General features: G+C 60.1%; 12 protein-coding genes and 1 pseudogene. 9 read left to right on the plus strand and 4 right to left on the minus strand.

All coding sequences use genetic code 11. The features are described 5' to 3' along the window. Nucleotides 1-91: 91 nt before the first annotated feature. From AC07V9_RS08240 to AC07V9_RS08250, 3 genes and pseudogenes are all read left to right on the plus strand, one after another. Nucleotides 92-1,021: a S66 peptidase family protein gene (locus AC07V9_RS08240; protein WP_495015235.1), complete on the plus strand. Its 930-nt coding sequence runs from the start codon at nt 92-94 to the stop codon at nt 1,019-1,021. Between the two features lie 986 nt (nt 1,022-2,007). Next, nucleotides 2,008-2,442, plus strand: a pseudogene (locus AC07V9_RS08245) (HAMP domain-containing protein); the annotation flags it as partial. Next, on the plus strand, nt 2,440-3,303 hold the full coding sequence (locus AC07V9_RS08250; protein ID WP_495015442.1) for a methyl-accepting chemotaxis protein: 864 nt from the start codon (nt 2,440-2,442) through the stop codon (nt 3,301-3,303). The pseudogene AC07V9_RS08245 and the gene AC07V9_RS08250, both read left to right, overlap by 3 nt. Nucleotides 3,304-3,343: 40 nt before the next feature. Here the strand turns inward: AC07V9_RS08250 and AC07V9_RS08255 are convergent, their stop codons facing one another. Both AC07V9_RS08255 and AC07V9_RS08260 read right to left on the minus strand, forming a co-directional pair. Continuing rightward, nucleotides 3,344-4,531, minus strand: a complete 1,188-nt coding sequence (locus AC07V9_RS08255; protein ID WP_495015236.1) for a benzoate/H(+) symporter BenE family transporter — start codon at nt 4,529-4,531, stop codon at nt 3,344-3,346. Nucleotides 4,532-4,935: 404 nt separating this feature from the next. Further along, the gene (locus tag AC07V9_RS08260; RefSeq protein WP_495015237.1) at nt 4,936-5,379 is read right to left on the minus strand and encodes a MarR family transcriptional regulator; all 444 of its coding nucleotides are present in this window, start codon (nt 5,377-5,379) and stop codon (nt 4,936-4,938) included. Between the two features lie 81 nt (nt 5,380-5,460). Between AC07V9_RS08260 and AC07V9_RS08265 the strand changes: the two genes are divergently transcribed. From AC07V9_RS08265 to AC07V9_RS08275, 3 genes are all read left to right on the plus strand, one after another. Beyond that, a complete protein-coding gene (locus tag AC07V9_RS08265) occupies nt 5,461-6,627 on the plus strand; it encodes an aminotransferase-like domain-containing protein (RefSeq protein WP_495015238.1) in 1,167 nt (388 codons plus the stop codon). A gap of 47 nt (nt 6,628-6,674) precedes the next feature. After that, nucleotides 6,675-7,277: a glutathione S-transferase family protein gene (locus AC07V9_RS08270; protein WP_495015239.1), complete on the plus strand. Its 603-nt coding sequence runs from the start codon at nt 6,675-6,677 to the stop codon at nt 7,275-7,277. Between the two features lie 89 nt (nt 7,278-7,366). After that, nucleotides 7,367-7,753, plus strand: coding sequence for a lysozyme inhibitor LprI family protein (locus AC07V9_RS08275; protein ID WP_495015240.1), 387 nt, complete (start codon nt 7,367-7,369; stop codon nt 7,751-7,753). Nucleotides 7,754-7,777: 24 nt separating this feature from the next. On the opposite strand, the gene AC07V9_RS08280 is transcribed toward AC07V9_RS08275, so the two are convergent. Then, nucleotides 7,778-9,409, minus strand: coding sequence for a methyl-accepting chemotaxis protein (locus AC07V9_RS08280; protein ID WP_495015241.1), 1,632 nt, complete (start codon nt 9,407-9,409; stop codon nt 7,778-7,780). Between the two features lie 622 nt (nt 9,410-10,031). Here AC07V9_RS08280 and AC07V9_RS08285 point away from each other — a divergent pair. Then, nucleotides 10,032-10,421 carry a response regulator gene (locus AC07V9_RS08285; protein ID WP_495015242.1) on the plus strand — a complete coding sequence of 130 codons (390 nt, stop codon included), beginning with the start codon at nt 10,032-10,034 and terminating at the stop codon, nt 10,419-10,421. A gap of 9 nt (nt 10,422-10,430) precedes the next feature. Here the strand turns inward: AC07V9_RS08285 and AC07V9_RS08290 are convergent, their stop codons facing one another. Continuing rightward, nucleotides 10,431-11,039, minus strand: coding sequence for a TetR/AcrR family transcriptional regulator (locus AC07V9_RS08290; RefSeq protein WP_495015243.1), 609 nt, complete (start codon nt 11,037-11,039; stop codon nt 10,431-10,433). 216 nt (nt 11,040-11,255) lie between these two features. Here AC07V9_RS08290 and AC07V9_RS08295 point away from each other — a divergent pair, with 216 nt between their 5' ends. Further along, nucleotides 11,256-11,480 carry a hypothetical protein gene (locus AC07V9_RS08295; RefSeq protein WP_495015244.1) on the plus strand — a complete coding sequence of 75 codons (225 nt, stop codon included), beginning with the start codon at nt 11,256-11,258 and terminating at the stop codon, nt 11,478-11,480. A gap of 163 nt (nt 11,481-11,643) precedes the next feature. Then, the gene (locus AC07V9_RS08300; protein WP_495015245.1) at nt 11,644-14,445 is read left to right on the plus strand and encodes an RHS repeat domain-containing protein; all 2,802 of its coding nucleotides are present in this window, start codon (nt 11,644-11,646) and stop codon (nt 14,443-14,445) included. The last annotated feature ends 2 nt before the right edge of the window (nt 14,446-14,447 follow it).

Genomic DNA, 14,447 nt, shown 5'->3' on the forward strand with positions numbered 1-14,447 from the left:
TCCCACTCATGGCGAGGGCAGTCGCCTCTGGATTCGACGCAGGGAGTGCTCTACATTGCCGATTCATTCGAACGCCAGCCGAGTTGTTGAAATGCCAGTGTCCCGCCCGATCCTCAACCCCACAGTCCTTCGCGCCGGTGACGCTGTCGCCCTGGTGTCACCCGCCGGCCCCGTGGCTGAGTCGAGGGTGCAGGCGGCGGTACGCGAACTCACCTCCTGGGGGCTGCGGCCCAAGGTGTACCCCCATGCGCTGGAGGCCGATCACTATCTGGCGGGCAGCGACGAGCATCGCGCCGCCGACCTCAACGACGCCCTGGCCGACCCGCAGATTCGTGCGGTGCTGTGCAATCGTGGTGGTTATGGCGTGCAGCGGATCATCCCGCAACTGGACTACGACGCGGTACGCCGGGACCCGAAGCTGGTCGTGGGCTTTTCCGACATCACGGCTCTGCATGCTGCGTTGTGGCATCACACCGGGCTGGTCACCGTGCATGGCCCTGTCGCGGCGCAGCTGGAGCGCGGCGGTCTTTTTGCCAGTACCCTCAAGCAGGCGCTGATGAGCAGTGAAGCGTCTGTCGTTCAGGCAGACCGCGACGAGCCAACGTTCAGCGTGCGCACCTCTGGTGTTGCACGTGGGACGCTGCTGGGCGGCAACCTCAGCATGCTCAGCACCTGTGTCGGCACGCCCTTCATGCCTGATCTCAACGGCGCGATCCTGCTGATCGAAGACGTCGGCGAGCTCGCCTATCGCGTTGATCGCCTGCTCACTCACCTGGGCAACTGCGGCCTGCTGAAGTCGCTGGCCGGCATCGCCGTTGGCCAGTTCAGCGAGCCGGGTCATGGCAACAATGCCATCCGACCGCCCGATGTGTTGAGCGAGCGCTTGGGCTCTTTAGGCATTCCTGTGCTGGGCGGGCTCTCCATTGGCCATGGCGACCGCAATCTGGCCGTTGCCTTGGGCAGCCAGGCGACGCTGGACGCCGACGCTGGTACGCTGACCGTCGCCCCAGCTACTCGCTGATTGGCCTTGAACACGAGCGTTACCGGCGCACAGGTGTCACCAAAACGCCCGGTTTCGCTCTGTCATGGCGCGTTACCTTCTGTCGCATTCCCGCTGTTTTCGGGGCCGAGCGGCACCGGCGGCCCTGTTGAACATTTGGGATATGCCGATAACCATTCTGGAAGCGACCTTGGCGTAGCTATTTGCCATTATTCCGACGTCAAACTCTTGTTTTGCCGCTGAGCCGTTGCGAATCTGCACGAAAATTGAATGGCCTTGATCAACATGGCCTCGTTGTGTGCGCCTTTTTAGCTGTGATTGGGGAAGATCGTATGATTTCGGCCGTGCAATCGCGTTTTGCCAATCTCGGAATGGCAAAGAAACTGGGTATCGGATTCGTCCTCGTCCTGCTGCTGACGGCCCTGGTTGCCGCCATCGGCGTCTGGTCGCTGCGCTCGATCAGCGTGCATTTCGACAGCCTCAAGGAAATGACCGCACTCAATTCGGGCCTCAACCGCGTGCGTCTGCTTGAGCAGGATTACGCGCTGCACAGCGACCCCAAGGTCGTCGATGAACTGCACGCCGGTCTCGACGCCCTGAACGCGCAGGCCGAACAGCTCAAGGCCAGCTCCGCAGTCAATCAGCGGGTGATGGGCGACGTGCAGCAGGCGCTGGCGGCCTATCGCAAATCCTTCGACGAATTCGTCAGCATCAGCCAGAGCAAGGACTTGGCGCTGGAGATGGCCAGTTGGTCGGTGTCCAGCGTCGCCAACAACCTCGACGTGCTGCAGGCCGGGCTGGCGGACGACGGCGCCTACAACCTCAAGGATTCCCAAGGCCAGCAGGGCTCGGAATTCATCGAGCAGTCGGGCCAGATCAGCCAGATTTCCAAATTGATGATGCAGGCCATGGACGAGGCGCGGGTGCGTCTGGACAAGAGCCGCAAGTCTGGCTCCGGCGAAGAGGCCAAGACCGGCAAGATCGAGCAGGCTGTGCAGGCCCAGGAAATGGCCGACCAGCTGAAAAGCGTGATCAAGGACCCAGGCTACCTCACGGTGCTGACCGAAGTCGGCGGCCACATCACCAATTTCAACGACAAACTCAATGAGTACACCGGCCTGCTGGCCGACGAAGCCAAGGTCTCCCAGCAATTGGCCAACAATGCCAGGACGGTCGTGCAGCAGGTCAATCAGGCCTATGACGCCGAAGATCAGTCGGTGCTCGGGGAGCTGCAAGCGAACTCGCTGAAGATCATCGGCTCGTCGATTCTGGCCCTGTTCGTCGGCCTGATCGCGTCGTTCGTCATTACCCGCATCATCGTCGCGCCGCTGCGCAGTGTGATCGCCATCGCCCAGCGCATCGCGGCAGGTGACCTGAGCGGCAACGTGCAGGTGACACGCAAGGATGAAATTGGCCAGTTGATGCAGGCGATGCAGCAAATGGGCGCCGGCTTGAGTGGTATCGTCAGCGGTTTACAAGCGGGGATCGAACAATTGGCGACCTCGGCGCACTCGCTCTCGGCGGTCACCGAGCAGACCAATCTGGAAGTCAGCACCCAAAAGGAAGAAACCGAGCAAGTGGCCACGGCCATGAATCAGATGACCGCCACCGTGCACGACGTGGCGCGCAACGCCGAAGAAGCGGCGCTGGCCGCGCAGACTGCTGACACCAAGGTCGACAGCGGCCAGGCGGTGGTGCGCCAGAGCATGCAGCGCATCGAGCAACTGGCGACCTCGGCCAACTCGGCGAGCGACAGCATTGAGAGCCTCAGCGCGGAAATCCAGAACATCGGCAAGGTGCTGGGCGTGATCAAGAGCGTCGCCGAGCAGACCAACCTGTTGGCCCTCAACGCGGCCATCGAAGCAGCGCGAGCGGGCGAGCAGGGCAGGGGCTTTGCGGTGGTGGCCGATGAGGTACGCGCACTGGCCAAACGCACGCAGCAGTCCACAGAAGAAATCGAACGTCTGGTGAGCAGCCTGCAAAGCGGCGCCCAAGCCTCGGTGGCGCAGATCCAAAGCAGCGGCGAGCTGGTGAAGCTGGCGGTGGCCGATGCCTTGCAGACCGAAAGCGCGCTGGGCAGCATTGCCGCCGCCGTGTCGCTCATTCAGCAGATGAACCAGCAGATTGCTGCCGCGGCGGAAGAGCAAAGCTCGGTGGCCGAAGAGATCAACCGCAGTGTCACCAGCATCCGTGCCAGTGCCGATCAGTCAGCGCTGGCGATGCAGGGCAATGCCGCGTCGAGCATTCAACTGGCATCGCTGGGGATGGAATTGAAGGGGATGGTGGGGCATTTCAGGCTATAACAGGATCGTCGACAGACGCTGATACAGTCGGTGCGGCCCGTTATTTGCGGTAGTTAAGAATCACCAACGTCAACACCCCCGCGACAATCCCCCAGAAGGCCGAGCCGATGGAAAACAGCGTCAGCCCCGACGCCGTGACCATGAAGGTGATCAGCGCCGCTTCGCGCTCCCTGGGTTCGCTCATTGCCACGGTCAGGCCGTTGATGATCGAGCCAAACAGCGCCAGCGCCGCAATCGACAGCACCAACTCTTTCGGAAATGCCGCAAACAACGCCGCCAGGGTCGCACCGAACACGCCAGCGATGGCGTAGAACAGCCCGCACCAGATCGCCGCCGTGTAGCGTTTGTTGCGGTCTTCGTGGGCATGGGGGCCGGTGCAGATGGCCGCGCTGATAGCGGCCATGGTGATGCCGTGGGCGCCGAACGGGGCGGTGAGCATCGAGATCAGGCCGGTGGCGGTGATCAGCGGCGAGGCAGGCACCTGATAGTCATCGGCACGCAACACCGCAATGCCGGGCATGTTTTGCGACGTCATGGCCACGACGAACAACGGGATGCCGATGCTGATGGTCGCGCCCAGGGAGAACGAAGGCGTGGTCCAGACCGGCACCGCCACTTCAAGGTTGAAGCCGCTGAAGTTGAGCATGCCGAGCATCGCCGACAGCGCCACGCCCACCAGCAGCGTGACCAGCACGGCGTAGCGCGGAGAGAAGCGTTTGACGATCAGGTAGGTGAAGAACATTCCCAGCACCAGCCCGGTGCGGTGTTGCGCGGCGACGAAAATCTCGCTGCCGATCTTGAACAGAATCCCCGCCAGCAACGCTGCCGCCAGTGAAGTGGGCAGGCGCTTGACCAGTTTCTCAAAACTGCCGGTGATACCGCAGATGAACACCAGCAAGCCGCTGGTGATGAAGGCGCCAATGGCTTCGGGGTAGGCCACATGGCCCAGGCTTGCGATCAGCAGCGCCGCACCGGGTGTCGACCAGGCCACCGTGATCGGCGACCGGTAACGCAGCGACAGGCCGATGCTGCATATCGCCATGCCCATGAACAGCGCCCAGATCCACGAGGAAATCTGCCCCGAGGTCAGCCCGGCGGCTTGTCCGGCCTGAAAAATCAGCACCAGCGAACTGGTGACGCCGGTCATCATCGCAATGAAGCCCGCCACGACGGCCGAGGGTGAAGAGTCGGTCAGCGGGCGCAGCGGCGTGTGGGTCGCGTCAGTCATGCGGTCGGTCCTTGGAACGGCAATGTGAACAGATCAACAAGCCTATACGCAGTCGTCACAGTTCGTTGCGATACAGCCACTCGCACATTAATCGGCACAGTTTCCGGTGGGGTCTTGTTCTCCTGCAAACCTGAAATCAGTCGCTCGAATGTGCAGCAGTCACATACCAGTGTGGGAGTGAGCTTGCTCACGAAAGCTGACGTTTAGACGCTGCATCTGCAAACGCGATGTGTCGGTCGGGAAGGAACCTCTGTGGGAGCGAATTCATTCGCGATGCGTCATTTCACACGATGCCTTGCTAGTGAATGTACCGACGTCTCGCGAATGAATTCGATCCCACAGAAGATTACCGTCATCACAGAGTTTCCACAGGGATGTGTGTGCTTTACGCCAAAGGAGCATTTTCAGCCGCGATTCAAGGTATTGCCCAACGCCTGATTCACCGCAAGCCACCCATCCACTGCTTCGCGTCCCGCCTCGGCAAAGACCCGCTGCAGCAGCTTCACCTGCTCGCGGCGCAGGGATTGCTCGAACTTCGCACCCTCGGCCGTCAGCTGCAGCAAGCGTTTGCGCTTGTCGTCCTCGGGGGCGACGCTGAGGACCAGTTCCATCTCGATCAACTGACGCAGCGGCGTGTTCAGCGCCTGTTTGCTCACACCAAGCACATTGAGCAACTGCTTCACGCTCAGACCCGGATAGCGGGCGATGAAAAACACGATGCGTTGGTGCACGCGGCTCAAGCCTCGTCGATCGAGCATTTCGTCGGCTTTGGCGGTGAAGGCCTGGTAGCCAAAGAAAAACGCTTCCATGGCAATTTGCTGGGTCGATGAATTTTTAAGGTCAAGCATATTGACGTATCCAGGTCTGGCGTCTTAATTTCGGTCAACCAGTTTGACGTATTTCCAATTGTATCCGCCAGTGGTGATCTCATGGCTTTTTCTGAACGCGTGACCCGTTTGAAGAGTTCCCTGATTCGCGAAATCCTCGCCGCCGCCCAGCGCCCGGAAATGATGTCCTTCGCCGGCGGCCTGCCTGCAGAAACCATGCTGCCCCACAGCCAGTGGGCGGACATGCCGCGCAGCATCGGCCAGTACGGCATGAGCGAAGGCGAGCCGCAGTTGCGCGAAGCGCTCGCGGCCCAGGCCCGTGCGCTGGGCATCGCGTGCGAGGCGAGTCAGGTGATGATCGTCAGCGGCTCGCAGCAGACCCTGGATCTTGCAGCCAAGCTGTACATCGACAAGGGCACCGAGATCCTGCTGGAAGGTCCGACTTACCTGGCGGCGCTGCAGATTTTTCAACTGTTTGGCGCCGATTGCCTGACCGTGCCGCTGCTCGCCGAGGGGCCAGATCTCGCCGTGCTGCGTCAGCGTCTGGAGCAGCACAGCCCGTCGTTCGCCTACCTGATCCCAACGTTCCAGAACCCGTCCGCCGTGCGCTACAGCGAGTCGGCGCGGGATGCGGTGGCAGCGTTGCTCGACGAATTCGGCGTGACCCTGATTGAAGACGAACCCTATCGCGACCTCACCTTCGACGGCGGCAGCGCTCGCCCCATCGTCAGCCGTCTTAAAAAGGCCAGCTGGATCTACACCGGCACCGTGTCGAAAACCCTGATGCCTGGCCTTCGCGTGGGTTACCTGATCGCTTCCAAAGACCTGTTCCCGCACCTGCTCAAACTCAAGCAGGCCGCCGACCTGCACACCAATCGTGTGGGGCAGTGGCAAGCCCTGCAGTGGATCGGCAGCGAGCCGTACGAAAAGCATCTGGTCGAGCTGCGGGATTTCTACAGCACCCGCCGCGATCATTTCGAAGCCGCGTTGCAGCGTCACTTCAGTGATCTGGCCCAGTGGAACAGCCCTCAGGGCGGTCTGTTTTTCTGGCTGACACTCAAGGAGAAACTCGACACACGTACGCTGCTCGACACCGCACTGGCACAGAACGTCGCGTTCATGCCCGGTGAGCCGTTCTTCACGGATCCGGACGCCAACCCCGGTTATTTGAGGCTCAACTTCAGTCATATCGATCCGGCGCGACTGGACGACGGGCTGCAACGACTGGCCGCCGTCATCAGACAGGCGCAAGCCGCGCGCGCGGCCTGATACAGTACGCATACGCATCACCGTACCATCCAGGGGAGAGCAAGCAGATGTACAAGGTTTACGGCGATTACAACTCGGGCAACTGCTACAAAATCAAACTGATGCTCAACCTGCTGGGCGCAGAGTACGAATGGGTCCCGGTGGACATTCTCAAGGGCGAGACCGAAACCGAAGCGTTTCTGGCGAAGAACCCCAACGGCAAGATTCCGGTGCTCGAGCTCGACGATGGCACCTACTTGTGGGAATCCAACGCGATTCTCAACTTCCTTGCCGAAGGCACGCCTTACCTGCTCAGCGAGCCGCGCCTGCGTACGCAAATGCTGCAATGGCAGTTCTTCGAGCAATACAGCCACGAGCCGGTCATCGCGGTGGCGCGCTTTATCCAGTTCTACCTGAACCTGCCGGATGAACGCCTGGAAGAGTACCGCGCGCTGCACAAACGCGGTTACCGGGTGTTGAAAGTCATGGAGCAGCAGCTGCAACGCACGCCGTTCATGGTCGGCGAGCAGTTCTCCATCGCCGACATCACGCTGTACGCCTACACCCACGTGGCCCATCAGGGCGGCTTCGATCTGGATCAATTCCCGGCCATTCAGGCCTGGCTTGAGCGCGTGCGTCAGCAGCCAGGTTATGTCGGCATGCTGGATTGATGGGCACCTGTTAAAAAGAACCGGCTCTGGCAGCAGTGGCCGGTTTTTTACTGTCTGAGAACCGTCAATCATCAAGCAGGGAGATTTCGATGCGTTACGCAATGATCGCGGTGGGCATGTTCATGGCTTTGGGCATTGGCTGCTCGGCACAGGCCGAGGATTGCGATGCCACCCAGGCCTCAATGAATCAATGCGCGGGCAAGGAGTACGCGGCGCTGGATGCCGAGCTTAACAAGCAGTACAAGGCGCAGATGGCGTACCTGACAACCCCCGCCCGTAAAAAACAACTGCAGGACGCTCAGAAGAAGTGGATCGCCTATCGCGATGCCGATTGCCTGTATCAGGTTGGCAAGCGCGAGGATGGCGGCAGCCTGTGGCCCTTGTCCCAGACCCAGTGCCTGGCCGAGCACACCAAAGTGCGGGCCGAGCAGTTAAAGACGTTCACAGCGTGTCGTCAGGAAGGATGCCCGCGCTGAGGCGGGCTCCTGAGAGGCAAGGGGTCAGACCCTGAACTGGCGCAGCAGCCCGTTCAATTGCTCGCTCAAACCCTTGAGTTGCGCGCTCGCCGCACTGGATTGCTCGGCGGCGACGGCCGTGCTCTGGGACAACTGAGCGGCCTGGGTGACGTTCTGGTTGATGTCCTCGACCACATGGGATTGCTGTAGGGTGGCGCTGGCAATCGAGGCATTCAGGCCGTTGAGGTTGCGCAGCGCCTGGCTGATCGAGGTCAGGCTCTGGCCCGCCAGATTGGCCTGTTCGATGGTCAGTTGCGAAGAACGGCTGCTGTCGCCGATGACCTTCACGGCGGCGTCCGAGTGTGATTGCAGACGTTCGATCATCGCCTGAATCTCGGCGGTGGATTTCTGCGTGCGTTGCGCCAGCAGGCGCACTTCGTCGGCCACCACGGCAAAGCCACGGCCTTGATCGCCGGCCCGCGCCGCCTCAATCGCCGCGTTCAGGGCCAGCAGGTTGGTCTGCTCGGCGATAGAGCTGATGACCTCCAGCACCCCGCCAATCTGCGTGCTTTCGCTGGACAGCGTGCGAATCACTTCCACGGCCTGATCGATGGTGCCGGACAGGTGGCCGATCTGCTTCAGGCTGCTGTCGATGTTCGCTTGGCCCTGCTGGGCCTGGGACTCGGCGTTGCGCATCTCGCTGGCCGCGTGCTCGGCATTCTTGGCTACGTCCTGCACGCCATAGGTCACCTCGTTGACTGCCGTGGCCACTTGTTCCATCTGCAGCGATTGCTGCTGGCTACGCTCCTGAGCCTGCACGGCGTTGCTGCCCATTTCACTGGAGGCCTGGCCCAGACCCACCGCCGACAATTGCAGCTCGGTGATGACCCGGCGCAGCTTGTCGGTGAAGGCGTTGAAATGCGTGGCCAGTTGGGTGATCTCATCCTTGCCTTGGGTTTCCAGGCTGCGGGTCAGGTCGCTTTCGCCGCTGGCGATATTGGCCATGGCCTCGACGGTGGTCTTCAGCGGCCCGGCGATGCTGCGGCCGATGAGGGTCAGCAGCAGGCCCATGACCAGAATGATCCCGGCGCTGATCGACAGCGCCTTGATCACCTGCTGGCGGAACTCGGCCTGCACGTCATCGACGTAGACCCCCGAGCCAATGATCCAGCCCCAGGGGGTGAACAGGGAGATGTAGGAAGTCTTCTGCACCGCATCGCTTGCCCCAGGTTTCGGCCAGCGGTAGTTGACCATCCCGGCGCCCTTGGCTTTGGCCAGGGTGACCATCTCGTTGAAGACCTGGAAGCCGTCGGGGTCTTTCACCCCTGACAGGTCCTGGCCCACGAGTTTGGGGTTGGCCGGGTGCATGATCATCACAGGGCGCAGGTCGTTGATCCAGAAATAGTCGGTCTGGTTATAGCGCAGGCCACGGATGGCATCCATGGCCTGTTGCTGGGCCTGTTCGCGGGTCAGGGTGCCTGCGGTTTCCAGCCCATGGTAGTAGTCGAGCAGGCCGCTGGCGGTCTGCACCACGTGCATGGTCTTCTGCGCTTTGGCGTCGTAGAGGTCGTCGTGGATCTGCTTGAGCATGGCCACCGCCAGCGTGAACAACATCAACACAGCGACGATGAGGATCAGCCACAGACGCCGGCTGATCGAGAGATTGCGCATATTCATGACCGTCACTCCGTTCATTGATCTTGTTATGGCGCGAACCGTTTCGATGATCGGCTCGCCTGACACCGGATCGCACCGCAAACGCCCTCGGTCTAAAGAATCCTTGTCATAAAGCATCTCGGCGCGGCGCGGGCAAACCTGAGCGTGGTACGGGTATTTCTCCAGCCAGTCGTCGTACACGGCCGAATTGTCGTAGACCATTAACTAACCGTCTAAAAAGTGGCGTCACATTATTAACGCTGTAGTCAAAGGCTTACACGAAAAGGAGAACTTGGCTCTATGTTGGATCCCATTTGCGCAGTACATTGGATCCATCAACTGCAGCGACGGAAAGCTGCAGGATCAGGGACGATCGACCGTTGCCAAGGTATTGGCGGCCGACAGGAAGTTGGACGGTCTTGCACAAACCCGCTTCGGCGGGTTTTTTTATGCCCGCGCAAAGCCCCCGTATCGCACCCCCACGTACCCGTTCGCGACCTCTGGAACACCCGTTTGAAGCAAAACTCCCTGATTGATGGAATTTCCAGCGCTGGCGCCGTTCACAGTACCGACAACAACCCGAGTCCAGGACAGGGCCGGCCGGGAAGGCAATGGGAAAAGAATTATGGTGGGTGCAGCGCAAATGGCAGCGAAAGAGCAACAACAACGACTCATTCTGGTGGTCGAGGACGAGTCGATCATTCGGGATTTCGTGTGTGAAATTCTGGCCGACGAGGGTTTTACCACCCATGCCCTGGAGAGCGCCGACGAGGCTGCCAGGTTTCTGGACGATCACGCCGACCGCGTGTCGTTGCTGCTCACCGATATTCTGATGCCCGGAACCCTGAACGGGGCGGATCTGGCCAACCTCTCGGGCAACAAATGGCCGCAGATTCCGATCCTGATCATGTCCGGCCACGAAACGCCGGAAAGCTCCGGCGTTCAGCACGCTGTGACGTTCATCCGCAAACCCTGGAGCTTCGGTCAGTTGCTTGACGGCGTGGACAAGGCGTTGCAGACCGCGAGCAACTGATCCCGACCCTCAGCGGTCGGGTTCGCACCCCTTGAGTACCAGGCGGATGATGGTCTGGGCGGCAGCTTCGTAATCGGCGTCGTCCAGTTTCGGCTTGCCGGTAACGGTGGATATCTGCCAGTCGAAGTCAGCGTAGGTCTGAGTCGCGGCCCAGATGCTGAACATCAGATGATGAGGGTCGAGCGGTGCGATCAGGCCGTCGTCGATCCAGCCCTGAATACACTCGATGTTATGCCGCGCCTGGCCGTTGAGCTGCTCGACCTGCTCTGGCGTCAGGTGCGGCGCGCCGTGCATGATTTCGCTGGCGAACACCTTGGAGGCGGCGGGCAGGTCGCGGGAAATGCGGATCTTGGAGCGGATGTAGCCGCTCAACACCTCAGCCGGAACCCCTTCGCGATTGAACGGCGTCGAAGCCTGCATGATCGGCTCGATGATGCTTTCCAGCACCTCGCGGTAGAGGTTTTCCTTGGATTTGAAGTAGTAGTAGACGTTGGGCTTGGGCACACCGGCCTTGGCGGCGATGTCGCTGGTCTTGCTGGCGGCGAAGCCCTTGTCGGCGAATTCTTCACTGGCTGCGCGCAGGATCAGTTCTTTGTTGCGCTCGCGGATGCTGCTCATAAAGCGGGATGTCCTTGCCTGTTCGGCGGTGGCGAATGTTAGCACCGGGCTCGCAACAGGCTCAAGATTGCCGCCTTGCCTGTCTTGCGCCCGCCCGCGGCCAAGGCCACTGTAGCCAGGTGCAGGCCGGTGGTATTGTGTGCCGGTGGTATCGAGGCACACACATTCTGGCGCCTGTTCAAGGCCTTTAGGGTATTCGGTGGCGAGGTGTCGGTTATGAACAGCCCTTTGTTTTCCAGCGTGGTCGCCTATGCCCAGCACTGCGAACGTCAGCTGGTGGAAATCCTGCACACAAGGCCCGGTCTTGATCGTCAGCAGGTCATGAATTGGGTCGATGAACAGAGTCATGCGATGAAAGACACCGATCCCCTTGACCTGCTGCGCACCCTCAATGCCAAGGTGAGGGCAGGCAAGCCGTTGCCGTGGGAACATCGCGAATGAATTCGCTCCCATAGGGGGTGTAGGCGGTGTCAGTCATACGTGCCGCTCAGCGTCGCGTAATGCCGGTTCGACACCACGCAGCCTGACCGCACGTCACCTGCACGCCTGTGACGCCGCGTTTGTGTCTAGCCTTTGATCAAGGCTTGGACACGGACGTCGGTACATGAATCTCTGCTCCCATACCCCCATTCTCGTCGTGGCTGACCCGCGCGGTTTGCCCGTTCGCCACATCGAATTTTACCGGGCAGCTGCGCAATCGATCCTCGAACCGCGGATCACCCGGCAAGGGTTTGACCCGGCGGGGCGCCTCTTCGCCACCACCGACCCTCGCCTCGATCGACCCTCGACGTGTACGGTTTTCAGCCTCTCTGGCCAGCCGTTGTTGACCGACAACGTCGATGCGCGATGGCGGCTGACGCTGTTGGGCGAAGCGGGGCAACCGCTGGAAAGCCGCGACAGCCGGGGCACGCTGACGACGGTTGAATACGACGGATTGATGCGGCCTGTGGCGATCGCCGAAACGCTCGATGGCGAACCCGCTCGGGTGTCTGACCGGTTCATCTATGGCGACGCCAGCACCCAATGGGCAGCGCAGAACCAGTGCGGCACGTTGCTGCGACGTGACGATTCGGCGGGCTCTGTGTGGTTTTCGGCGTACGCTCTGACGGGCGCTGTGTTGCATCAAGCGCGGCGATTTCTTGCACAGACAGGCCGCGTTGACTGGCCGCAAGAGCCCTCGCAACGTGACCTGTTGCTTGAGGCGCAGCGCTATCTATCGACGAGTGCTGTCAGTGCTGGCGGGGATGTCATAACGCAGACGGATGCCCAGGAAAATCGCCGGATGCTGGCGTACACCTGCTCAGGCGCATTGGAGAGCACGGCGCTTCAGTCGTCGGGCAGCGATAGGGTTCAGGTTTTGGTGAGCGATATCCACCACAACGCAATGGGCGCAGCCGAACGGGAGGTGGCAGGCAATGGTGTCGTGAGTACTGCCTTTTACAATCCGGCAGACGGCCGGCTGACCCGGCTGTTGGCGCTGACTGGCGAGGGGCAGGTGCTGCAGGATCTGAACTACGGCTACGACCCGGTTGGCAACGTGGTGAGCGTTGAAGATGCTGCGCAGCCGGCTTCGTTTTTCAAGAATCAGCGCGTCGATCCCGTCAGTCGCTACGTCTATGACAGCCTCTATCAACTCATCGAAGCCACCGGACGGGAAGTCGCCCCGGTTTCCCATTTGCCCGGGTTGCCCGACCTTCACCCCCTGCCGTTAGACCCTGGCAAGCTGATCAACTACACCCAGCGCTTTGAATACGACGCAGGCGGCAATCTGCTCGCTCGGCATCATTCAGGCGCCGAGACCTGGCGCATGGCGGTGTCTTCGACGAGTAACCGCAGCCTGCCCCAGCGGGCTGACGGGACGCTGCCGGATGACAGCCAGATCGCTGAAGCCTTCGACGCAAACGGTAACCTGAAGATGCTGCAACCGGGTCAGACAATGACTTGGGATGCGCGAAATCAGCTGAGTGAAGTCACTGCCGTGAAGCGCGAGGAGGGGCCTGATGACAGCGAGCTTTATCGCTACGACGGCGAGGGACAGCGGGTGCGTAAAGTACGTGTCAGTCAGGCGCGCAGCCGCACATTGATGGCTGAGGTGCGTTACTTGCCGGGGCTGGAAATTCATCGCAACGAGGCCACTGGTGAAGTGCGGCATGTGCTCACGGCAGAGGCGGGGCGCCTTTACGTGAAGCTGCTGCATTGGGAATCCGGCAAACCCGATGGCATCGAGAATGACCAGTTGCGCTATAGCCTGACTGATCACTTGGGCTCAACCACCCTTGAACTTGATCAAGATGCAAAGTTGATCAGCCACGAAGGTTATTACCCGTTTGGCGGCACCGCGTGGTGGGCATCGCGCAGTGCTGTTGAGGCCAAGTACAAGACCGTGCGTTATTCGGGCAAAGAGCGGGATGCATCGGGACTTTATTACTATGGCTTCCGGTATTACGCGCCGTGGTTGCAGCGTTGGGTTAATCCGGATCCAGCGGGGGATGTTCAGGGGTTGAACCGGTATGGATTTGTCGGGAATAACCCTATCACTCAGGTCGAAATAAACGGTTGGGTTTATGAGGGTATGAACGATTCCTTCGAAAAAGAAATGGAGCACGACGGGGATACCTTCGTCTGGAGAGATCTGGCCGAGTTGCAGACGCTTTATCCTGACGAGGCCAGATGTATAAGGCTCGCGCTAGCCAGAAACGACGAAGTCTTCTCTGGTGCAATTGCCGCTGCCCAAGATTTGGGCTGGAACTCCTCCAATATCAGTCGTCAGTATTTTGGCTATTATCACGAACAAGCGATGCCTGGCGTGGTGCGCGATTGGGCAAAAACCCAAGCGTTGACGTCAGCCTATCGAAGCGAAAAAGGATATGGGAAGTTTGCAGGGATTATTCCCTACGACACCGAAGAACTTGCAAGTGTGCTACCCGACGATCCTCATGGCCGTATTTTCTTGAATGTTGATAAGCTCGAATCATCAGATTTGCCCAAGACAATCGCCCACGAGATGACTCATTTAGCTATGGTGAGTGGATTCGAATCGCTTTCAGGCGTGGAAAGTGAAGATAATTTTTATCTGGATACAAACTCGGCGCAAGCTTTAGGAGATCATTTGGTGGGGGGAGGGGAGTCTGCTATCTCAGAGGCTATCGTTAATGGAAAGCTGACACTCAGCTATATCCAGATATCGGAAAGTTCAGAGTCGCAGTTCTTGGAGCACGTACGGGTCTTGCACCATCGACGCTCAACTGTGAAGGATCTGCCCTCGGCTATTGATGCGTTTAATGCGAACCCCCACATAGCTTCGGTAATGGCCTCGCGGAACGCGGACAGTATCGTTGAGTCCGCTTATAGCTTTTATCAAGCACGTGGGCGTCAGTTGCTGGCTCAACGAACCAATGGCCGTTGAGG

The organism is Pseudomonas sp. GW821-FHT02A11 (assembly GCF_059421985.1).